The organism is Parabacteroides sp. AF27-14 (assembly GCF_003635425.1).
GTDB lineage: Bacteria > Bacteroidota > Bacteroidia > Bacteroidales > Tannerellaceae > Parabacteroides > Parabacteroides distasonis.
On record NZ_QTLZ01000006.1, the window covers coordinates 56,008 to 79,756 of the forward strand.

Annotated in this window: 18 protein-coding genes; 4 read left to right on the forward strand and 14 right to left on the reverse strand. The window is 46.4% G+C overall.

Annotated elements, in window-relative coordinates; translation table 11 throughout:
- Nucleotides 1-599 precede the first annotated feature (599 nt).
- Nucleotides 600-3,653: a DUF6383 domain-containing protein gene (locus tag DWY79_RS23330; protein WP_122369201.1), complete on the forward strand. Its 3,054-nt coding sequence runs from the start codon at nt 600-602 to the stop codon at nt 3,651-3,653.
- A 340-nt stretch (nt 3,654-3,993) separates the two neighbouring features.
- Nucleotides 3,994-5,142, forward strand: a complete 1,149-nt coding sequence (locus tag DWY79_RS08560) for an acyltransferase (RefSeq protein ID WP_122369202.1) — start codon at nt 3,994-3,996, stop codon at nt 5,140-5,142.
- Nucleotides 5,143-5,291: 149 nt separating this feature from the next.
- On the opposite strand, the gene DWY79_RS08565 is transcribed toward DWY79_RS08560, so the two are convergent.
- Together DWY79_RS08565 and DWY79_RS08570 are read right to left on the reverse strand one after the other, a co-directional pair.
- A complete protein-coding gene (locus DWY79_RS08565; protein ID WP_036618767.1) occupies nt 5,292-5,915 on the reverse strand; it encodes a chloramphenicol acetyltransferase in 624 nt (207 codons plus the stop codon).
- On the reverse strand, nt 5,912-6,421 hold the full coding sequence (locus DWY79_RS08570) for a GNAT family N-acetyltransferase (protein WP_008772942.1): 510 nt from the start codon (nt 6,419-6,421) through the stop codon (nt 5,912-5,914). The genes DWY79_RS08565 and DWY79_RS08570 overlap by 4 nt, the downstream gene beginning before the upstream one ends.
- 95 nt (nt 6,422-6,516) lie before the next feature.
- Between DWY79_RS08570 and DWY79_RS08575 the strand changes: the two genes are divergently transcribed.
- Together DWY79_RS08575 and DWY79_RS08580 are read left to right on the forward strand one after the other, a co-directional pair.
- Entirely contained in the window at nt 6,517-7,473 is a 957-nt protein-coding gene (locus tag DWY79_RS08575; RefSeq protein WP_122369203.1) for a nitrilase family protein, read from the forward strand.
- A gap of 1 nt (nt 7,474) precedes the next feature.
- Nucleotides 7,475-8,662, forward strand: coding sequence for a DUF418 domain-containing protein (locus DWY79_RS08580; protein WP_005863273.1), 1,188 nt, complete (start codon nt 7,475-7,477; stop codon nt 8,660-8,662).
- 63 nt (nt 8,663-8,725) lie between these two features.
- On the opposite strand, the gene DWY79_RS08585 is transcribed toward DWY79_RS08580, so the two are convergent.
- The 12 genes from DWY79_RS08585 to DWY79_RS08640 all read right to left on the reverse strand — a co-directional run bounded on the left by DWY79_RS08585 (nt 8,726) and on the right by DWY79_RS08640 (nt 22,962).
- Nucleotides 8,726-9,262 (reverse strand): GNAT family N-acetyltransferase, encoded by a 537-nt coding sequence (locus DWY79_RS08585; protein ID WP_008772940.1) that lies wholly within the window; start codon nt 9,260-9,262, stop codon nt 8,726-8,728.
- Nucleotides 9,263-9,311: 49 nt separating this feature from the next.
- Nucleotides 9,312-10,406 (reverse strand): gliding motility protein GldN, encoded by a 1,095-nt coding sequence (gene gldN / locus DWY79_RS08590; RefSeq protein WP_005863269.1) that lies wholly within the window; start codon nt 10,404-10,406, stop codon nt 9,312-9,314.
- Nucleotides 10,407-10,416: 10 nt separating this feature from the next.
- Nucleotides 10,417-11,985: a gliding motility protein GldM gene (gene gldM, locus DWY79_RS08595; RefSeq protein ID WP_122369204.1), complete on the reverse strand. Its 1,569-nt coding sequence runs from the start codon at nt 11,983-11,985 to the stop codon at nt 10,417-10,419.
- Nucleotides 11,986-11,991: 6 nt separating this feature from the next.
- Nucleotides 11,992-13,083: a gliding motility protein GldL gene (gene gldL, locus DWY79_RS08600; protein ID WP_233523635.1), complete on the reverse strand. Its 1,092-nt coding sequence runs from the start codon at nt 13,081-13,083 to the stop codon at nt 11,992-11,994.
- 51 nt (nt 13,084-13,134) lie between these two features.
- Nucleotides 13,135-14,562: an SUMF1/EgtB/PvdO family nonheme iron enzyme gene (locus DWY79_RS08605; protein ID WP_005863265.1), complete on the reverse strand. Its 1,428-nt coding sequence runs from the start codon at nt 14,560-14,562 to the stop codon at nt 13,135-13,137.
- 3 nt (nt 14,563-14,565) lie between these two features.
- On the reverse strand, nt 14,566-15,513 hold the full coding sequence (locus tag DWY79_RS08610) for a type IX secretion system membrane protein PorP/SprF (RefSeq protein WP_008777736.1): 948 nt from the start codon (nt 15,511-15,513) through the stop codon (nt 14,566-14,568).
- A gap of 147 nt (nt 15,514-15,660) precedes the next feature.
- Nucleotides 15,661-15,882 carry a DUF2795 domain-containing protein gene (locus DWY79_RS08615; protein ID WP_005633363.1) on the reverse strand — a complete coding sequence of 74 codons (222 nt, stop codon included), beginning with the start codon at nt 15,880-15,882 and terminating at the stop codon, nt 15,661-15,663.
- 71 nt (nt 15,883-15,953) lie between these two features.
- Nucleotides 15,954-16,517 (reverse strand): cob(I)yrinic acid a,c-diamide adenosyltransferase, encoded by a 564-nt coding sequence (locus tag DWY79_RS08620; RefSeq protein ID WP_005859850.1) that lies wholly within the window; start codon nt 16,515-16,517, stop codon nt 15,954-15,956.
- Nucleotides 16,518-16,536: 19 nt separating this feature from the next.
- Nucleotides 16,537-17,328: an O-methyltransferase gene (locus tag DWY79_RS08625; RefSeq protein WP_122369205.1), complete on the reverse strand. Its 792-nt coding sequence runs from the start codon at nt 17,326-17,328 to the stop codon at nt 16,537-16,539.
- A gap of 135 nt (nt 17,329-17,463) precedes the next feature.
- Nucleotides 17,464-18,807: a TolC family protein gene (locus DWY79_RS08630; protein ID WP_122369206.1), complete on the reverse strand. Its 1,344-nt coding sequence runs from the start codon at nt 18,805-18,807 to the stop codon at nt 17,464-17,466.
- Between the two features lie 4 nt (nt 18,808-18,811).
- Nucleotides 18,812-21,850, reverse strand: a complete 3,039-nt coding sequence (locus tag DWY79_RS08635; RefSeq protein ID WP_005863258.1) for an efflux RND transporter permease subunit — start codon at nt 21,848-21,850, stop codon at nt 18,812-18,814.
- Nucleotides 21,851-21,861: 11 nt separating this feature from the next.
- A complete protein-coding gene (locus DWY79_RS08640) occupies nt 21,862-22,962 on the reverse strand; it encodes an efflux RND transporter periplasmic adaptor subunit (protein WP_199705205.1) in 1,101 nt (366 codons plus the stop codon).
- Between the last annotated feature and the right edge of the window lie 787 nt (nt 22,963-23,749).

Consider the following 23,749-nt stretch of genomic DNA (forward strand, 5'->3'; position numbering starts at 1 on the left):
TCTGTTGATTAATAGTTTATAAGACAGCGATTTATATGGCAATAGTTATCTCATGATCTCATCTGTTGGCCGACTTATCTTAGGCTGCCGGCTGAAATATAGATGAGCCTGAAGATATCCCCAATGATTATCGGGTGAGCCTATAAAATACCTATAACTCGAAGCTAGCGGTACTATCAATACTTTTGTGTCAAAGAGGAAGCTTGATTCAGATCTTATGCTTTGATAGGTTTACATTATTTTAATGTACACCTGTACATTATATATAGTTAAAAACCTTGATGTTTGACAATCTTTTATGGGATAGAAACGACTAGTTTAAACGATCGATTCTTTTAGTCATTTGCAAAGGTACGCGTTTCTTCGATACTTGCAACCCTTCTGAGCTATTTTTTTCACCCCTTATCCTCTTTCTTATCAATCAAATAGGCTATCCGTTACGAAACAGCCGATTCCTTTCACGAACCATTCTTTTTACCCCCTTAAAAAACGCAAGATCTAGACGATCGTTTAGACTAGTCGTTTTCGGGTAAAACAAGGGTGCTAAACGACGGGATGGACTTTAATTAACACTATTATTAATATTAAATTTTGAATTTATGAACAAAAGGATTTTTACCTTGTTAACAGCTGGTTTACTGCTAGGTGGACCTGCTTTTAATGCTGCGTATGCCGCTACTGATCTTACGACTAAGACCGTAATTTCCTATAGCGAGAATAAGACGGCTCTTGCTAATGGAATGAGCTTTTATCTAGGTGAGTCTGAGAGTGCATTGTTGAAGGTTACAGATGTTCTTACGACAAAGGACAAAAAGAAGGTTATTTCTTTTGGTGATGCTGATGGTAATGCAACTACAGGAGTCGTATTTACTATCCGTAATTATTCATCTAACTCTTTTGAGTTGTGGGCTAATGTTGGTGGTGTGGCTTATCAAGTAGTTACCGGTAAAGACGGTAATGCGTTGACTGCCGCTACCGACAAGAATCTTTCTGAGTTGAATGCTAAGTTCGCTGTATCAGAGGGCAAGTTGAAATTCTCAGGTTTGTATACAGTAACTGTACCTACAAAAGAAGTAAAGACTGGCTTGAAAGCATTCTCTTGCTCAGAGGGTATTGATGCCGCTTATTTGAATGACTATAATTCAAATGGCACAACATTGTCATTCGATTATACAACGAATGAACTGGTTGGAAATTTGTTTGATAAGGTTGTTCCCGTATCATTTACGGATGAGGTTGCGGCAACTCAACCTTCTGATGAGAATAAGTTGGCTGCCGGTACTTATTTCGTGAAAGGTGATTCGAAGAAAGTTAAGGCATTTGTTAGTGCGGTAAATGCAGAGACTCCAGATAATGACGCAATCTTGACAGCGGCTCAAGAAATTACATTCTTAGCTTTAGATCCCTCTAATCGTTATGACATCAATGGTAAGCAAGACAATGAGGGATATGCTTTGTATTGGATGAAGGGATCGGTTGCTACGGCCAACGCTGACTCTTGCTCTAACGCAAACTTTACGATTACGGCGAAAGACGTATTGAATGAGGATGGTAAATTGACGTTGACTGTTGATTATAAGAAAAAAGATCAAACAACAGCCGCGACGAAGGTTTACGTAGCTGCTGTTAAGCCATCTGTTTCTGATACGAAAACTTATGTTACTTCTGTTCTAATGTCAGGAACGAAATATTCCGCTATCCATCCTCAACTAGGTGAAAACTCTTACCTTGACGCTTCAGTATTGTTGAAGAAGAACATTGAGAATGTGGTTAATATCTACTTCACTAGCTCAACCAAGAGTGAGAATGATGAGGCTGATTCACAAACTGAGTACCATAAGTATTTGACAATAGATCCTGCTGATGGTTCAAGCTTAAGTGTCGCCGCTTATAATAGCGTAGATTTCACTATGCCGGTATCACAATGGATCGTTTCTGGCTTCAACGGCAAATATGAATTTACATTGACAAACCGTGAGACTGGTGATGATTTAGTATTACGTTTACAACCTAATGGCGCTGAAGGTGGCTATAAGGTAGTTAACGCTAAGTACAACGGCACTGATGTAACAATCGCCGCAAATAAGGGTGTAACAACAGCGTTAGCTTTAGCAAACAATACTTCCGTTAAGTTCAACACGATCGCTACGACTCGTACGGACGGATATAAGGTATTTACGGATACTCAGATCGCTGAAGGCTTTAAGATGACATTCAATGGTAAGGACGCGTTATTCGGAGAGAAAGCTCTTTATGCTATTGATGACAATGCTACTAAAACAATGAAGGCTTCAACCAAAGAGGAGAATTTAATCGTTCTTTATCCGGAAAGAATAAAGGGAGCAAAAGATCATTCTACTAAATCTCTGCAAGGTGTTGAGGATTATGTGATAAGCACAAATACTTTCGCTTATTTGAATGATAAGGGTGAGGTTATCATGAAGGCTGATGGCGATACATTGGTTGTTCCGACTTATGTCTTGCGTTATACGGAGGCTAAAGGTGATGATGCTAAATATCTTGGCGCTGGCGCAGCTAGAGATAAGGCTGCTGATGCCGCTATAGAGTTCGCTGTTGTTAAGAATGCCGCTGGTGGTTATTCTTTAGTTGCAGTGAAGGATGTAACAGACGGTAAGCTTAGTTATGAGGGTTCCACTGGTCCAAATGCGAAAACAGCAAAAATCGGAACAACAGATTTGAAGGTTTCTTTCGATGGTGGTCGCTATATGGCAGCTAAAGCCTTGAATGAGGCTTACGCTAACGTTGAGGTTTTGGACGCTAATCCGTTCAACCCGTCATTGGCCGCTAAACCTCGTCACGCTTCTTTCGACAATATGTTAGGCTCTATCAACTATCAGTTGAATAAGAATGGCTTCAACGAGGGCATCTTGTCCGCTGAAAGCATGATCTTCTGGTTAGATACAGCGGATAGCAAGGCTAAGACTCCGTCATTCTATATCTCTAAGGGTATTGAGGTGGCTGAAGGTGAGGAAAAACCGGCTGAGAGAATGTTCATGTTCAATCCGACAGATTCTTTGCATTATTTCGTTGAAGGTTCTGCGCAACAATATACGGACGAGAAATATTATTTGGAAGGTTCAGGCAAGTCTGAGACGAAGGTTATCTTCCGCCCGGCTATCCTTACGGGGGTTGATACAATCACTACTACCGTGAAAGGTGAGACCGTTAAGGTTGTTAAGGAGCTTAACGATGACAAGAGCGTGAAATCAACAGATCGATTGGATGCGTTCAAATTTAATATCACACTTGCGGAGGGAGATGATGAATATTTCGTTTCTTCTCAAAGAAAGGTCAAAGAGGGTGATGTTTATAAGACAGCTTATGTATATGCTTTGAATGGTATGTTAGGTTTAACAACAAATCCAGAAAAGGCAATGGTCTTCACGCTTGGCACAGAGGTTCCGACAGCCAACGAATCTATCGACGCAAAAGAATCTTCTATCGTAGTTGTAGCCGGTAACGGTGTCGTAACTATCCAAGGTGCCGCAGGCGAGACTGCTTACGTTCGTACTGTATTAGGCCAGACAGTTGCTGAGACAGTTCTTACTTCCGACAACGCTACTATCGCCGCTCCTGCTGGTGTAGTATTCGTAACGGTAGGTAACAAGACCGTGAAAGTAGCTGTAAAATAAGGATATTCAATAAAGGAATAATGAAATAAGATAATCAACAATTCCCGTGAGGGTTTCGATCCCAAGTAATCCGTGACGGATGAACAGGCGGGAGTTGGATTAATATTAATACTAAAGTAATAAATTAAGAGGTCCGTAAGTACCTCCGTGAGGATGGAGTACGGATAAAGAAACAAGTCTCCGGCAGGCGTAAGCTTTGCTGGGGACTTCGTATTTTGCGACCCTATTTATGTGTAACTAATGAAAAAAGAGCTGTCTAATAACGTGAAAGATGGGGCCTTTTTGTATTTTTGCGGAAATTAGGAGTAATAGTAGTATCAAAAATAAGCTCAAACAATTAATGTCAAACTCAAAAATCTCAGCGGCCGCATTCGCGGACACAAAACCTCATTATGACCTTCTTGATGGATTGAGAGGTGTCGCAGCGTTAATGGTTATATTTTATCATGTATTCGAAGCCTTTGCTACGAGTCCCATTGATCAACAATTTAATCACGGTTATTTAGCCGTTGATTTCTTCTTTATCCTGTCTGGGTTCGTGATTGGTTATGCTTATGACGACCGGTGGAAAACCATGACAACAAAGGATTTTATCAAACGTCGATTGATCCGTTTGCATCCGATGGTTGTCCTAGGGGCCGTTTTGGGAGTTATTGCGTTTTGTATACAAGGGTGTGAGAAGTGGGATGGTACGCAGGTCTCCATATCCATGGTGATGCTAGCTTTGCTTATCAACCTTTTTTTGATACCGGCTGTACCCGGTTCCGGGCCTGAGATCCGTGGAAATGGTGAGATGTTTCCTTTAAATGGCCCTAGTTGGTCTTTGTTCTTCGAGTATATCGGAAATATTATGTATGCTTTGTTTATTCGTCGGATGTCAACGAAGGCGCTTACGGCACTTATTGTCTTGGCGGGAATCGGATTGGCTTCGTTCGCTATATTCAATTTTTCCGGTGCGGGGCACCTAGGTGTGGGGTGGACGATGGAAGAGTACAATTTGATCGGTGGCTTTTTACGAGTGTTATTTTCTTTCTCGATGGGATTGTTGATGTCGCGCGTTTTTAAGCCCATTCATGTCAAAGGTGCTTTTTGGATCTGTAGCCTGGCGATCGTCGTTTTACTCTCCATGCCCTATGTCGGTAATGGTGAGACCTTATGGATGAACGGTATCTATGATTCCGTATGTGCGATCCTGATATTCCCTATGCTTGTTTATCTGGGGGCTTCCGGGAAGACAACCGATAAGCATTCCGCCCGTATTTGTAAATTCTTGGGAGATATCTCTTATCCTTTGTATATGGTACATTACCCTCTTATATACTTGTATTTTGGGTGGGTGAAGAAGGAGAACCTTACATTTGCCGAGGCGTGGCCGGAAGCATTGGCCTTGGTTCTCGGAAGTATTGCGCTGGCTTATATCAGTTTGAGGATATACGACGAGCCTGTCCGCAGGTACCTGACCAAACGTTTCTTGCGGGTACGTAAATAAGCCCGATTGGATAGCCTATAGACTTGCCCCAGTACTTCGTAAGGAGTACTGGAATACTTTGATGAAAGTACCGAAGTACTTCCTACGTGGTACTGGGGTACTCCCGCCGGGAGTACTGGGCTGACTGTCGGGGGGGGCTCGCTGTTTTATCAATCTTTATCCGCTATACGATCTAAGAGGATAGACACATGTCTGCCGTCCATCAAGCCATGATGAGCCGTTACGGAGATAGGGAGCATCCGATGCCCGTTCTGCTCGATCAGCTTTCCGGTGGAGATACGGGTAGCGGAATCGCCTGTACGGAAAGAGGAAGCATGTTTCATCTCCGTGAAGGCGATCCATGGGACCGGGGAGAAACGGACTAGGTCTTGCCGGTCAGATTCCCTATCTTTGCAAAGGCCTGTGAGAGCTTGCACACGTTCGATCTCTTTCTGTGCGTTTTGAAGGAACAGTTGCCTGTCCGGTGTATATTCGAAGAAGCCGAAGCCGAATGTACCGTCTTCCCGCCCGATCGTTGTTCCCACGTGGATTCGGTCGAAGCAGACAGGGATGTTGTCGATGATCCGGTACCGGAACTCTTCCACCTCATTAACGGCTGTCATAATCTTATGTAAGGAGTAGAGGAAAAAAGAGGCATGATCCGCTTTCGCCTCTTTATAGATGGAGGTCACGTCTATCTGGGTGGTCAGTCCGAAGAAAGGGTCGTCCATAGAACCGAAAAACAGGAAATGTTCTTTCCGGTTCCAATGCTCTAGGTCAATAGGATGCTTCATGATTCTTTATTTGTTGGGTTTACTATTTTGTGGAAAGCGATGCGTTCCGTACCATTCGCGATGTAAATGATACCGCATTGCTTGAAGCCATGCTTTTTCAATAAGTTTTGCATGACAATATTATCCCGGTGTGTATCGATACGGATATTATCGCAATGAGCGAATGCCCATTTTAGACATTCGGTCGAGATCCCCTTTTGCTTACCGTTGGAGGCCATGCGATGGATCACGGCATAAGGTTCATCGTTCAGCCATTCGCCTTCATAGATCTTTAGGTAAGTAGGGTCGATTCCCTCGATGTAACAAAAGGTCCCCACTAACTCGCCCTGCTCATTTTCGCATACGAAACTATGGCTGGCCTTGATCTCGTTGGAGATCAATTCCTCGGAAGGATATCCATTGATCCATTGATTGCCATTGCCATGCTCTTGCATGAACCTGCGTGCGTAATCGTAGATTGCCATTACCTCGGCCAGATCTTCTTGTCGTGTTTGTCTGATATTCATGATCGGTAGAAAAAGTTATCCCGCAAAAGTAGTATATTATTGTTATCTTTGCGAATCTAGTCGAAAAATATATAAACCAATTAAATCAAAATATCATGGAACCATTAAAAATCGCCACCGTGCAGTTCGAGACACGGGATAACGATAAAGTGTATAATCTTTCTATCATCCGGGAGATGTGCCGGAAAGCGTCGGTAGAGGGAGCGGATGTAGTGGCTTTTCACGAATGCTCGGTTTGTGGATATACGTTTGCCAAGGACTTGTCTCGCGAGGAATTGTTGGCTATTGCCGAACCGATCCCCACGGGGGAGAGTACGCAAGCCTTGATCGCCATCGCCAAAGAGTTTGGTGTCACGTTGCTGGCCGGATTCTTTGAGCGGGATGGGGATCGTATCTATAAAGCGCAAGTTTGCGTGGATGGCAATGGCTTGAAGGCAAAGTACCGCAAGCTACATCCGTTTATTAATCCGAATATCTTGCCGGGCGATCAATATGTGGTTTTTGAGATCAAGGGATGGAAATGTGGCATATTGATTTGCTACGATAATAATATCATAGAGAATGTCCGTGCCACGGCCTTATTAGGGGCGGATATCATTTTCATGCCTCACGTGACGATGTGTACCCCTTCCCCTCGCCCCGGGGCTGGTTTGATAAATCCTATGTTATGGGAGAACCGGGCAAACGACCCGACTTCCTTGCGACAGGAGTTCGATGGCCTGAAGGGACGTGCTTGGCTTATGAAATGGCTTCCCGCTAGGGCGTACGACAATGCGGTATATGTGGTATTCTCCAATCCGATCGGGCGTGATTATAATGAGATCAAGAACGGTTGCTCGATGATTCTGGATCCTTTCGGCGATATATTGGCGGAATGCCGTAAGCTGGGGGATGATTTCGTGATCGCTACGGCTATCCCTGAGAAATTGAGACAGGCTGGAGGATATCGTTACCGAAATGCCCGTCGTCCGGAACTTTATGCGGATATTATCGGCCAACCGCATGAGTCCAATCAAAAGGTAGCATGGTTAACAGAAACAACAAATAAATAGTATGCAACAAACAACAATCTCTAAGTCACCTCGTGTAGAGGTGGTGGATGCGCTACGTGGATTCGCTGTCTTGGCAATCTTATTAGTGCATAATGTGGAACATTTTATCTATCCGGTCTATCCGGACCCGGCTACGCTGCCGGGATGGTTGAACGTATTGAATGAAGGCGTGTTTACGGTGGTATTCGCTTTGTTTGCCGGGAAATCGTATTCTATCTTTGCCTTGTTATTTGGTTTTACCTTTTATATACAGTATTCGAACCAGCAGGCGAAGGGAAAAGACTTCGGTTACCGCTTCCTTTGGAGATTACTGCTGTTGACGATCTTCGCTACGTTGAACGCCGCTTTTTATCCGGCAGGCGATGTTTTGCTGCTGTATGCGATCGTGGGCGTTGTTTTGTTTATCGTGCGTAAATGGAGCGATAAGGCTGTCTTGATAACGGCTATTATCTTTTTATTGCAGCCGGTGGAGTGGTATCATTATATCGCTAGCCTGTTTAATCCGGATTACCAATTACCCAATTTAGGAGTAGGGGAGATGTACTCAGAGATGGCGGAGCATACCAAGCGGGGGGATTTATGGAATTTCATCTGGCAGAACGTGACGTTAGGACAAAAGGCTAGTTTGCTCTGGGCTGTTGGTGCCGGCCGGTATGTACAGACCTGCGGGTTATTTATGCTGGGAATGTTGATCGGGCGCAAAAAGTTATTTATCCCCTCGGAGGAGAATTCCCGTTTTTGGATAAAGACCTTGATCATTACTGCGATCGCTTTCGGTCCTTTATACCAACTGAAAGTATTGTTGATGGATACGGCGGACAGCGCTATCGTGCGCCAGACGGCAGGTGTTGTGTTTGATATGTGGCAGAAATTCGCTTTTACGTTCGTATTGGTGGCTTCCTTTGTGTTACTGTATCAGCGCGAGGCCTTTAAGCGTTTTACCTCTATCTTGCGCTCTTATGGAAAGATGAGCTTGACGAATTATGTGACACAATCTTTTGCTGGTGCGTTGATCTATTTCCCGATCGGCTTGAATCTGGCTCCTTACTGCGGTTATACGGTCAGCATGTTCATCGGTATCGCCTTTTTCTTTTTGCAAGTACGCTTCTGTAAATGGTGGGCTGAAAGACATAAACACGGACCGTTGGAAGGTCTTTGGCATAAGTGGACATGGGTAGGTTCTAAATAAGGATCTGATTATCTGGTGAAATGAGATGGGGTATGTCCCGTCTCATTTCATTACAGACAGTTCTCACTCCATAAAAGGTTTGGCATATTTAATCATTCCATGCACGTTCTTGAGTCCTTCCGGTGCCAACTCGACAACCATGCAATATTCGCTGGGGACATCGAATGGGAACTCAATGCCGAAATCAATCGCCCTTTTATATCCGAATCTCGGATAATAATCCTTATGTCCTAATAAGACGGCCGATTTATAGCCTAGCTCTCCCGCTCGCTTATGCGCTTCACGGATCAAAGCGCTACCAACGCCAATCCTTTGGTACTTCGGTACCACCGAAACCGGTGCTAGCCCAAGAGAGATCACGCTTTGGTCTTCTGATACGATTTCCACCTTACTCATCATGAGATGCCCTATGATTTCGCCGTTTAATTCAGCGACTAAGGAGAGCTCCGGAATATAAGCGTCCGTTTTTCGTAAACGTTCTACAAGGTACGGTTCGCTTTGATCACTGTCCTCCACGTCACGGAAAGCAAGTTCCACGACTTCCCTTACTGCTTGAAAGTCGTTCTCTTGCTCTGGTCTAATCTTGATTTCTTTATTCATATGTTGCGTATCACCGGTTATCGCTCAGACCCGTATCGTGAGTCCGTTTTTATCTTCTGCGTCGAACACTGCGTACCGGAGCGGATTTTTCTGCTTTCGGAGCCTTGACAGTGGGAGCTTTCTTTTCGGAGGCAGGTTCTTTGGTTGTAGTACCTTTTCCTCTTGCGGCGCTCTTTCTGGCTTTCTTCGCGGCTTTGCTGTCTACCGCTACTTGAGTCGTATCCGGTTGATACCAGAGTGATTTCTCAAAGCTGGTTAATTGACCTTCGATACGAGCTTGCTCGTTCTTTAAGGAATCCGGTGTCGGGCAATACGCCTGCAATGGCAGATTCATCAAGTTTTGGGTCTTGATGATATCCCCCTCGAACATCCGGCGACGGAAATAGTCATCCATCGTAAAAGTCATGGCGTTATTCATATTAGACGTCATGATGTATGAATTGCTGATATACGGACGTATATTCTCGTAAGGAAGCCAGAACATAGGCATGGTTGTCTCTCCCATATCACCTGTAGAGGTAAGGATCGGGCAAATCGCCAATATCTTGACATCAAAAGCGGAATTATTCTGGTCGAAATACCATGCTTCTTTTACATAGTAAGACCGTACGTCGGCTGCAGGTATATCGCTTTCATTGATTACGAAAGTCGGTTCCTCACCCGCTCTCCCCGGTATCTCCTCATAAAGGATGTAGAAGCGATCCAGCAAATCCTTGAAGTTGATCAAATGGGCTTCGTCAAACTCCTCGTATCCGTCCAGATACTCATAGGCCTTGATCTTGTTCTCACCTAAAAGCTGGAAGATTACGGAGAAAAGATTCATCTGTCCGTTCATCGGGCGGGTCGGGTAATAAAGCGGAGCGTTCTGTTCTTTCATCAAGTCCACCTGCCGGTAGATAATACGCATCCAGCGAGCGTTCCCGATCTCTTGCGTCAAACGCTCGTTCATATCTTGGGCCCGTACGGTCAGTTCGGGTAAACCGGTATCTTTCTTATCGTTTCTTTCCCCACGGCTGGCTTGAGGCGAACGGCGACGCGTTTGTTGTTGCTGCGTAGCATCGTTCTCTGCTTCTTCTTGCGCGTGAAGAGGCATCGCTGTTAAAAAAGTGGCGGCCAAAGCGGCTATGTAATACAGATGTTTCATACTGCGAATCTTAATTTACGATTACTTCGATAGTCGGTATGGTACGTTCGATACCGTCCGGACCTTTCGCGACTACACGGGTGATATAAAAACGTTTACCCTTACTTAAATTGCGGATATAGTTTTTCTGACGTTGCGAGAAGTTGGTTCCTTCGGCCACTTCCGGGATAGCGTTACCCATGGAGTCGAAGAAAGTCAGCTCAAAACGTAATACCGTATATTTTACATTTAGCAAATCATCGTCGATAGCGGCCAGAATACCGTCAGCCTCTACCAAGCTACGTTTGGCGATCATACCTCCCTTGAACTTACGGACGTTACCGTTTTGATCCTTATACTCGATATAAGGTAGGGGATCGGGGAGGGCACGCACGCGGAAGGTAGTCTTTGCCATCTCTATGTTCCGGCCATCCGCCATACGAGCGTTGACCGTGATCACGGCTTCCGTTCCTACTTTAGACGGGCGGGCTTCCCAACCATCCTTGCTGCGGGTTAATGTGCCGTTCGTCATGGTAGCTGTCACATTACCGCTCGGTACACCCGGGACGGCGATACGCATCGGGTTGGCGATACCGGCATATAATACGTTCATCAATGTCGGGGCCACGGTAGCTGTCGGCTCGGTCACGAAATACTCGCTCTCGAAATCCCGGCGCATGATGCTGCCGTCGCTATTCGGCATCTCGATATAACCTTTGATCGGGAATGTCCCGGCAACTCCGGTATTCACCGTGAAGACTCCTTTATTCTCGTAAGGTAATTCTTTTCCGTTTACATAGATCGTAGGACGTTTCGTAGAGTCTACCGCCGATAATACGATATTCGCCTTGTACTGGCTTCCTCGCATTACGATCTGGCTTTCCGGGATTACCTGCGCCGTGATCTGGTTCACACGGTAATCGCCAACGTCTACGCTATTCAATAAGTTCGATAAGACCTCACCTTCGGCGTAGCGAACGTCACTTTGCATTTTTGTTAACAGGGTAACAGCCGCCGCTACCGGCATATTCTCGAACAAGGCCTCTTCCCAAGTACGGGTATTTATCCCCGCTTTATGAGGGGGAGTCGTGCTTAGGTTCGCCTCCAATACGGCAGTCTTCGCCGAATCTTCGATAAAGCCGCCCATCCAGATACGATACTTATCAATTTCCGCTCTCAGCTTTTTACCTTCTCCGCTTACAGGAGAGAGCATTACACGGGAGGCGGCTTCCAAATCATCCTTATGCTCGATGCTGTTTACGTTGGCATTCTCGCCATCAGCTACCTTAGCGATACGGATCTTTAAATCTTGTATATACGTATAGAGGCTATCTGAGGCTCTTTTCACCTCACGGGCCTTCAATGCCCACTCACCCACTTTCTGGGGATTCTCTTGGTAATAAGCTTCCATCTCGTCCGCTACGATCTTGTTTCGGCGGGAGGAGTTATCGATAGAGGTTCGCAAGCTACCTTCCACCAACTCAAAACCATCCAGCACCTCCGACGACACGTTCAGTGCCATCATGGCGATGAACACCAGATACATCAGGTTGATCATCCGCTGACGGGGAGAATTGGGATTATTTGATATTCCTGCCATATTTCTTTACTTCATTGGGTTGTTTGTATACGGAGCCTGTTGTTGCTGTTGGTAACCATAGGGTTGCTGATATTGCTGTTGGTAACCGGGCTGTTGTGGCTGCTGATACATCGGTTGTTGAGGTTGTTGTTGCGGCTGCGCCGGTTGTTGGTAGCCCATATTCACGGTCATCGCTTGCAATAAACGACTGTATACTTGGTTCAATTCGGCCAGTTGGCGAGTCATCTTTTCCGTCTCGTTACGGAATACGGAGCTATCTACCACCGATCCGTCGTACATCTCACGGATACGGCTCAAACCACTGTTGATATGCTCGATAGACTCGATCTGCGAGCTGATGCTCTTCAACTGGATCTCATAGATCGTATTCAATCCGGACACATTACGATTCAATTGTTCCATCTGGTGTACGTAACCACGGGAGTTCTGGCTGATGCCATCGGAATTATCCGTGATACTCTTATAAGAGTTCAACAGCGTATCGGATACGTTCGTAAGCGAATGAGTCACTTGGCTGAAACGCTCCATGTTCTCAGACATGCCAGATAATTGCTCCAGATATTTTTGGGTAGCTTCCGTCAATTCCGCCATCTTGGAAATTTGCTCGGCCGCTCCGCTTAATTTCTTGATGCTCTCGGATAAGTTCTTGGTATCTTCTTCCGTCACGTCCAGATTACCTGCGATATTCAAGGAACCACCTCTTTGCGCGTTCGCCTTAGACGCTGCCGAACCGATATTTATTCCCCCGGCTATCTCATCGTCTTCTACATTATCCGTAGAATTGATCATGGTTGAGATCGGCGTACCGGTGAAATCCGGACGATCCATCGGGTTCTTTGATTTCAATACGGGGAAAACATCTTCCCAATGATACTCCTTGTTCGGATGCTCGAACGCCGAGATAAAGAATACGATAGACTCGGTGATCATCGCCACGAACAGGATTTGGTTAGCGTATGGTATATGTAATAACTTAAATAACGCACCGAGGATTACGATGGACGCACCCCAACTATACAGGAAGTTCAATACTCGTTTTCCTCTTTCGCTGGAGAGGAACATCTCCAGTCTGTTTTTATATCTTCTATATTTTCCCATCGTCGTATTATTGTCTTAAATGATTCAAAACTTTAAATTTATAATTCCCGCTTATTTCTTTCCCTTGGAGCGAGAGAATCCTATTTGGGTACGTGCGCAACGGAAACCGATGTAAGAACGGCTCTCGTTCTGGAACTCGAAAGTACGCATGTCCGAACGGATAAATTGTGAGACATCTTTCCAAGAACCTCCTCGCACTACTTTCTTTTTCATGGCGTAGGGATCGTTCTTGGCGGCGTTGTAACGCAGATCCGGGTTCATGTCGCTCATTTGGCTCGGGCCAGACTCGGAGTAAGACGTTGAGGTCCATTCCGCCACGTTTCCTGCCATATCGTATAACCCGAACTCATTCGGGGCGAAAGAGCCTACACGAGACGTAATCAAATGGCCATCCTCCGTATAATTACCTTTACCCGGCTTGAAGTTACCCAAGAAACAACCTTTGCTGTCTTGAAGCTCGTCGGTAGACCAAGGGAACTTATTCTCGTTCTTACCTGTACGGGCGGCATATTCCCATTCTCCTTCGGACGGAAGACGGAATGGCTCTACCAATTGTCCCGGTGGCAAGCTCAAGGATTCTTTGTATAAATTCGTACGCCATACGCAGAAGGCAGTCGCTTGTTCCCAAGAAACACCGACTACGGGATAATCATCGTAACCCGGATGAGAGAAATACATACGGGTATATGGCTCGTTGTACGCATTCTTGAAATCGTTCACCCAGCAATTCTCGTCCGGGTAGATATTGACGATACGGGTATTCAAGAAATCCCATTCGCTGCTTAACGGGCGGGTGATCGTCTCGTTGATTACACGTCCTTCATCATCGATGTAAGCGGTGTCCTTGGAGATCATGACTACCTCGTTCGGATCTACCTGAATATCCGTATTACGAACCCGGTCCGCCGGGTTCAACTGATTCTTGCGAAGGGCGGCGGCGGTATAGTCGTACCACTCGTATTTATAGATCATTTGTTTAGGGTCCAAACCTTTCTCTCCGGTAACGGGATTCGTGTAATAGACACTTTCTATCGCACGTTGCTCATCCTCGTTCGCCCGTCTCCAAGGAATCGGACGGTTCCAGTCCAAATGCGGAGTGACAGGCTCCCCGTAACGGTCTTCCGTGATCTTGAACAGATCGTTGCCTCCATAAGCCGGGTCCGCCAAGCGTTCACGGATAATAGAGTCTCTCACATAATAAACGAACTGGCGATATTTGGCGTTCGTTACCTCTGTCTGATCCATCCAGAACGCATCGAAAGAGACCCCTTTCGTCTCCGGCATGATTCCCCACAAGGAATCCTTGTCGGCGGGACCCATCTCGAACGAACCTCTTTTAACCAAGACCATTCCATACGGCGCTGGTTCATTGAACGCTACCGATCTGACACCTGTCACCTCACCGCCGGCACTCCGGAGAGATTTACCGCAGGAGGTAAGCAAGGCTACCGTTACAAGTACTAATAATACTTTTTTCATATACTATAATATACGTACACTTTTATGTCTATTTTTCCCTGTCTTCGTCTTGTTCAGCTTTAAGGCATACTTGACACATAGCTCGTGGCTACCGCTACTTGCCCGGCCTAGGGCCGTGGTCGGGAAATCAAAGGCGTAACCCGCATGGAAACGACCTAGCTTTACGCCGAACATGATGCCCACCGATTCATTCACCCGATAGGAAAAACCTCCATTAAACATCTTATTATATTCCAGCCTAGCGGTAATATCCGCATGAAAACTTTGCATGTCTGTCAGCAAGAACACCGAGGGCTGTAATTCTATCAACGGATTCTTTAATTGAATATTGTATCCACCCATTAAATTAAGTGAACGACCTATATAGGTATAGGCGTTCTCGTCCAGTTGAAGCTCCGGTTGGGTGATATGCGTCATGCCAAACCCGGCGTAAAACCGTTTATGGGTATAGTAAATACCGAAGTTCATATCCAATCCCATGCCGCTGACCTGCTCTACAGGAATGGCGGCGTCGGTCTCTTGATGGTATTCGGACTCAACCTTTATCACCTTGGTTCCGTCGAACGACTGGTTGACTAAGCCGATTTGCAGACCTCCGCTCAAGACTCCCCCGAATAATTTATACTTATAGGCGTATTGCGCCCCTACATGCGTATTCTGGAAAAGCCCGATCGCCTCGGTAAATACAACCAATCCGACACCGTGATTCGTCTTGCCTAAAGCGAGTGGCATATCCGCGGTAATGAAGAACGACTTGGGTGCCCCATGTACGCCGATCATTTCCAAGCGGGCGAGAGCCAATATATTCAAGTCCTCCGTAGCTCCGGCCACGGCCGGGTTATAATACGGTTTCGCCATGAAGTATTGACTTAAGCGTGCGTCATATTGCGCCCGTACGATTCCCGCACAAGTACACAAAAGGATCAAGATCGAAAGAAGACGTCTTCTCATTTAAACATTCACTTCACGTTGTAACTACAAACGCAGCAAATCCGGATAAATTGTATTTTCACAAAAAAACAACGAGGCAGGGGAACTCGATCGTCCGCCACCTCGTTCTTCTATTTCTTAATTTTCAATTTTCAATTCTCAATTGAACTAGTATTCTTCCTCGTTGAAGAAGAAGTCTTCTTTACTTGGATAATCCGGCCAGATGTCTTCCATGCATTCGTAAATCTCGCCTTCATCTTCCATTTCCTGCAAATTCTCAATCACTTCTAATGGCGCACCAGAACGTTGTGCATAGTCAATAAGTTCATCCTTAGTCGCAGGCCAGGGTGCGTCTTCCAATTTTGAAGCTAACTCTAATGTCCAATACATAGCTGTCAAGTATTAATAACCGCCGAAGCGATTTGGTTCTCTATTTTTCCGCGAAAATATGACTTTATTTATTATACGCAAGTATAATCCCAAATAATTTCTTTACCGTTATTATTTATGCATTCTTTTCGTGCCAGAACGAAGAAATAATCCGATAAACGGTTCATAAATATCAATACAGGCTCCTCAACGGGGCAATTCTCGGCCAAGCGATAGATTTGTCGCTCGGCACGACGGCAAACGGTGCGGCAAACGTGTGCGAGGGCGGCCGAGCGGCATCCTCCCGGTAGGATGAACGCGTGCATTTTCGGCAGCTCGTTATCCAGACGGTCTATCTCCCGCTCGATACGCTCGATGCTCTCGGGCGTTACCTTGCTCTCGATTTTCAATTCCGTGGTCGCTTGATCCGTGGCTAGGTAAGAACCGATCGTGAATAGCTTATGCTGGATGAATGATAAGAAATCAGTATCTTTCTCATCATTCAAGGCCGTGATTAATAATCCGATAAAGGAGTTCAGCTCATCTACGGTGCCATAGCTCTCGATCCGATCGTGCGCTTTCGACACGCGTTGTCCACCTACCAGTGAAGTGGTTCCTTTATCGCCTGTTCTGGTATAGATAATACTCTTCTTCATATCTGACTTGTTTTGAATCCTAAAAATAAACAATATAATCTCGTTTGTGCAATTTCTTGTTGAATAAGACAATCCCTAGCGAGTAAAGATCTAAGGTGACCGTCACTTCCGGACATGCGCAGATCTCTTCCCAAAGTTCACGCATCTTACGGCTCGCCTTGATTCCCTCAAAAACGAATACCGTATCGTTGTGCGCGTATTTCATACATTCATTAAACAGCCAGAGGTTGTTATGTTGTTCATATAAAGTGTTGAAAAAAACAAAATCTAAGCTATTTATGTCATTTAAGGCTTGGGGAAGCAAGTCCTTATAATTACCGATACGCAAATCGATGGGATTACGTCCCTCTTTAGCGAATGCTTGACGGGCAATCGTGGCGAATTCCGGTACATTTTCCAAGGCGATACATCTCAATCCCGTGGCATAGGAGGTTAGATATAAGGTAGACAACCCCATCGTGGTTCCTATCTGGAGGATATTCCGGGACTTGAAATAGTTTGTCAAACGGAATAATAAGGCGCCATGCTTGGGCCGGATGGATTCCCGTTTTACGATCTCGCTGATGGAACGGGTCTTTCGTTTCCCTTTGTTCTGCCGGTCTGGATAGGTGATCTCTCCTTCCCGGAATAATAACTGCTTACGTAAAAGCTCTATATCATAGAAACTATAATAGGAGCATTTTTCCTCGATGACCTTCGTGATGAGGTTAAAAACGAAAGGCGAATGTACTCCGAATCCTTTACGGTAGCGGATGCCGCGGTACAAGAGCGATCCTTTTCGTAATGTATTAACCTTTGGTAGTATTTGCATTTCCTTTTGTCGTTAGGCAATGATGACCTTGCCATTTGCCGCGAACTTACATAAAAAAACGCAATTAGCATAAGCCTCTAGTCTTTAAACGGAGTTATAATAACTTGTGCCATAGGCGTGGCACTGGCCTTTATCCTAGAAACTGGCTTTCTCCGGCTCGGGACGGATATAGGTTAATATCTGTCCGCTTAACTGAAGCAGCGAGATCTCACAGATCTTGGTGGAATATTCCGCCACGGAAAGACGCTCCTCCGCTTCCAGTAGACTGTTTTGCGCCTCACGCAATTCGATACCAGACAACTCGCCGAGTTTATAGCGGTCGATGGCGATCCGGTAGTTCTCTTGGGCGGCTACGAGGTTCTCTTTCTCTAGGCTCCATAGGTCGAGGTTGTTTTTATAGGCCATCCAGAAGTTGCTCATGTCCGCACGCAGGGCAAGTTCCAGTTCTTGGATGCGCAATTGCTGGTTCTCGATTTGGATGCGGGCGTTGCGTTGCTCACGTTTCCGGTTGAAACCATCGAAGAGGCTCATACCGATGGTCACGCCGTAATTAAGCCCCAGCCGTTGTTGGAGGTCGTAATTGCCCACTTCCGTCCAGTTTGCCGTGTAGCCGTAGCCTGCGTTTAGCTTGACATAGGGATAATAGCGGCTTTTTACCTTTTTATAATCAAGCTCAGACAATGTCTGGTTCTTTTGGGCGATCAGGAGCGAGGCGTTGGCTTCGAGGGTATTCTTCCATAGATCTACCTCGTCGAGGAACGGGTTCGGGTAGATCAAGGAGTCCTTGATCTGGATTTCCTCCTCCACATTATTTAATGCCATCAACTCGTTCAGGCGGATACGGGAGGTATGCACGACCTCCAATTGGTTTAATACCTTGGAGCTATCCGAGTTGAAGTCCACTTGAGCCTGTTGCAAGTCCAGACGGGACATGGAGCCGATATAATACCGTTCTTCCACGATCCGTAAACGCTCCTTGGAAAGATCCAAGGTGGAACGGAGGTTACGCAAACGGATTTTCTGCCGGATCAGGTTGTAGTACTCGCTGGAAAGGTTGGCTACGAAATCCTCGATGGTCATGCGGGTGTTCAGTTCCCCCATTCGCTGTAATTCTTTCAAGCGAGAGTATTCGGCTTGGATACCGAAACCGTCGAAAACCGTCCAGTTAACGTTTAGTCCGACGTTGCCCGTCTCGCTGTTTATACCATTCGCCTTCTTGATCGATCCGTCTTGCAGGCTGTTACGGTTGTTATTGATATTTCCGCTGAATCCGCCGCTCATATCTACGGTAGGCAGATAACCGGCGTTTCCCGGGGTGGCGTTATTGTCGCTGATCTGTTGCTCGTTACGAATGATACGGATGGAGTAGTTCTGCTCTAATCCGGTTTCGATACACCGTTTCAGATCGAATAGTTGCTGCGCTTCCGCCATAAAGAGGGAAGAGAAGGCAAATAATAAGGTATATACATATTTCTTCATAAATCTACAACTTGGTGTTTTGTTTTTTTCGGTTGGTGGATATAAATGAATACATGGCCGGTACGATAAACAGGGTCAAGAAGGTCGATACCAACATTCCGCCTACTACCGCTACACCCATGGCGATACGCCCTTGGGCACCCTCGCCAGTAGCGTATACCAATGGCACCAAACCGAGGATGGTGGATACGCTAGTCATCAAGATCGGGCGCAGACGCTGGGTCGCGGACAAGCGGATCGCTTCCGGCAAACTAAGTCCCGACTCTTGCCGCTGATTGGCGAACTCTACGATCAAGATACCGTTCTTCGCCACCAAACCAATCAACATAATGATACCGATCTGGCTGAATATATTCATCGTGATACCCGAATAACTCATGAACATCAACGCACCGGCGATAGCCAAAGGTACGGTGAACATCACTACCAACGGGTCCTTGAAACTCTCGAACTGGGCGGCCAACACCAAATAAATCATCAACAAGGCCAAGATCATGGCGAACATTAAACTGGAAGAACTCTCACGGAACTCTTTCGACTCGCCGGAAAGAGCGGTACGGAAGCTACCATCCAGCACCTCCGAGGCGATACGGTCCATCTCGTCCAGACCATCGCCGATCGTGTATCCTTTATTCAATCCACTGGAAACCGTCGCCGATACGAAACGGTTATAGCGATACAATTGGGGCGGCGCCACATTTTCCGTAACCTTAACCAAGTTATCCAGCTGGATCATTTCCCCATTGTTACTACGTACATAGATAGATTTTAAATCGACAGGGGTATTTCGTTGCTGGCGGTTGATCTCGCCCAATATCTGGTATTGCTTACCATTCATATAGAAGTAGCCCATACGCTGTCCGCTCAACGCATATTGCAAGGTCTGGGCGATATTCCGGGTGCTGACACCCAATAAGGAAGCCTTATCCCGGTCGATCTCGATACGTGCCTCCGGCTTGGTGAAGCGCAAGTTCACGTCCGCCATCTGGAAGACCGGGCTCTCGTTCACCTTTTGCATAAACGTGGGCAGGAACTCTTGCAGTTTATCCAAGGTCGGGGCCTGCAGTACGTATTGGATAGGCATACCGCCCCGGCGTCCGCCGAAGGTGGATTGCTGTTGTACGAAGGCGCGGGCCAAGGTCTCTTTGCGGACTTCTTTCGACAAGGTCTCGGCGATCTCCATCTGCGAGCGTTCCCGTTCCTTGATATCGCTTAATATGAGGTTTAGCGAACCTCCTCCTTCCCACGAGCGGGTCATGATGGATTGCTTCTCGGGAGCGATGGAGTCGGCTATTTGCTCGATACGGTCCGCGTAGTCGCGGATAAACTCGAAGGTAGCCCCTTCCGGCCCGCGCATATTCACGGAGATCATGGAACGGTCCTCCAAAGGCGATAACTCGGAACGAATGTTCTTCCAGAAGTACCCGATCGATCCGAAAAGAAGGATAACGATAGGGATCGACCATATCTTATGGTTCAAGAACGCGTTCAACGACTTGGCGTAGATCGTGTTCAATCCCTCGAAGAACGGCTCGGTCTTCCGATAGAACCAGTTTTTCTTCTCTCTCCTCTTCAATAGCTTGGTAGCCAACATCGGTGTAAACGTAAGGGCCACGAACGAGGAGATAGCGACCGAACCGGCGATCACGATACTGAACTCCTTGAATAAGCGCCCCGTCATACCTTCCATAAACACGATCGGCAAGAATACGGAGATCAGGGTGATCGTGGTAGATACCACGGCGAAGAAGATCTCTTTCGATCCTTCGATACCCGCCTCTTTCGGTGACATGCCTTGCTCGATACGTACATATATATTCTCCGCCACCACGATCGCGTCGTCTACCACCAGACCGACCGAGAGCACGACCGCCAACATCGTCAATACGTTGACGGAGAATCCGGAGATATACATCACAAAGAAAGCTCCTACCAACGATACGGGGATAACGACGACAGGAACCAGCGTGACCCGCCAGTCGCGGAGGAACAAGAAGATAATCAATACGACCAAGAGGAAAGCCTCGTAAATCGTCTGTTGTACTTCACTGATAGAGGCCCGGATAAAGCGAGTGTTGTCATACATCATCTCGATCGTGACATCTTCCGGCAGGTCTTTTTGTAATTGCTCGATACGCTTGTAGGCTTCGTCGGCGATCTCGATATGGTTGGCTCCCGGTTGGGGGATGATAACGGTCATAACCATTGGCTCGCCGTTCTTCTTCAGTAAGCTCCGCAAGTCCTCGGGAGCTACCTCCGCACGTCCGATATCACTGAAGCGCACGATGTTGTTGTTGTCTTCCTTGATAATTAAATCGTTGAATTCCTTGGCGGTATGCATCAATCCTAAGGTACGTATGGATAAGGAGATCGTATTTCCCTCGATACTACCGGAAGGAAGCTCCACGTTCTCGTTATCGACGGCGTTTTTCACGTCCATCGGGGTCACTCCGTAACCCGCCATCTTGATTGGGTCCAGCCATAGACGCATGGAATACCGTTTTTGTCCCCAGATATCCACGCCACTCACGTTCTCGATGGTCTGCAAGCGCTCTTTCACCGTCAGCTCGGCGATCTCGCTCAACTCCATCAACGAGCGTTTGTTGCTTCGGATGGCGATCTGCATGATCGGGGAGGCATCGGCATCCGCTTTCGATACCGTAGGTGGGTCGCAGTCACGGGGAAGGTAGCGTTGGGCACGAGATACCTTATCACGTACATCGTTCGCCGCCGTCTCCATATCCACGGACAACTCAAACTCTACCGTGATACGGCTGCTGCCTTGGCTACTCACGCTACTCAATGAACGGATACCCGGGATACCGTTGATATTCTGCTCCAACGGCTCGGTGATCTGGTTCATGATCACGTCGGCGTTCGCTCCGGGATAAGATACGTTGACCGAGATAATCGGCTGGTCTACGCTCGGGAACTCCCGGACGCCAAGGAACCGGTAACCGATAAAGCCGAACAGGAGGATGACCAGCATCATCACTGTCGAGAGTACGGGCCGGTTTATACTGGTTTCTGAAATATTTGCCATCGTTCTTCTCCTTATTCAGTCAAGTTATCAATAGAAACTTTCATGCCGGTACGTAACTGCATCACGCCGGACGTGATCAGCGTATCGCCCACATTCAACCCTTGCAATACCTGTACACGGCTCTCGGTTCGAATACCGATCGTGATCTCTTGAGGCTCGGCCACGCCGTTCTTATATAAGTAAACGATGTCTTTTCCCATCTCGGGGATAACGGCCTCGCTGGGGATGGCTAAAGCGTCCTTGATCTCCCGCTTGCTGATCTCGACGGAGGTATAACGGCCGGGTAAGATATTCTCGCCCGGATTCGGGTAAGTGGCACGTACTTTCAAGGTACGAGTCGCCATGTCTACCTTGCTTTCCACGGCGTAAACGGTCGCCTTATAGTTCTGCATCATACCGTCTTTCTCCATGCGGAACAGGATCGGGGTTCCGTCTTGTACCTCGGCCGCGTAGCTCTCGGGGATGGAGAACTCGATTTTCAAAGGGGATATCTTGGTCAACTTGGCGATTACGGAAGAGGAGGAGGTAACGTACGCGCCCTCACTCACGAAGCGAAGTCCGATGATCCCGTCGAAAGGAGCCCGAAGCTCTGTCTGGGCGATATTCGCTTTGACCAGCTCGATATCTGCCATTAGCTTCTCGTATTCGGTGGCTACTTGCTCGTAGGCTTCTTGGCTGACGGCGTCTTTCTCCAACAAGGTACGTTGGCGATAGACACGATCCTTGGCTAAAGGGACTTGAGCCTCCAGCTTCTTTAGCTGGGCTTGCAGCGGCTTGTCATTGATTTTGGCCAACAGATCGCCCGCCTTTACGTGGGTACCTTCCGTGAAATAGATTGCTACCACCTTACCGGAGGACTCGAAAGCCAAATCCACCTCTTCGTCCGGAAGGGTACTCCCGGTACTCATGATCTTATCGGTTAATGATTGGTATTTTAATACCTCGGCGTTGATGTTAAGTGTCTGGTTTCGCAGGCTCGTGCCCGATGTGGGTACGACGGAAGCGGCATCTTGGGATGCCTTGAACTTGTTTTTCAATTGAGGGTAAGCGATCATTCCCGCTATCATTAATAAGATAGCCGCCGTAACTCCCCATTTCGCTCTCTTTGTCATCATGTTCTCGTATGGTATTTACTGATAATTTACACTCGTTACTCCAAAATATATAACTAAACGCAAGTTTAGACTCCCCTTTCGTAAAAAGGTTTAATCAAAGATATTATTTTTTTGAGAGATGAATCCTTGATTGGGAAGAACGGGAAAAATAAGGGAATTCTGTCTAAAGTATCCATATGTTTCTTAATACGAAAGGCATAGTTTTGGCTTTTAAAAAAACACGTACGTCTTTTCCAGAAAACACGTACATGTTTTTGGAAAAACTCGTACGTGTTTTTTGGGGATATAATGGTGATAGGTGGTGTAAGGCAACGCCAATAGTGCCGTTAGGTATCGTGAGTAATATGGCGACACCGATACTCACACAAGGTGCGCATGAAGAAAGTATCTTAGTTTCATCGCCCCATGCACCTAAGATACTTCGCCAATGAACTTAGGATACTTTCTCAATGAAACTAAGATTCCTTGTTTTTGTATTAAAAAATAAGATTGGCTACTGCCCGAAGTTCTTCCTATTTCGCATGACTAACAGATACGCCTATCCCGACTGAGTTTCTACTGCCCCGTTATTCACTAGACAAGCCTTGAATTATATGTTTGTGGTATTCGCTATGATCACCATGTGAATATTTGTATTTTATATTTATTATGCGGTTATGGATGGATGCCATGTATAATGTACATGCGTACATTATATAATAGGTAGAAACGACTAGTTTAAACGATCGATTCTTTTAGTCATTTGCAAAGGTACGCGTTTCTTCGATACCTGCAACCCTTCCGG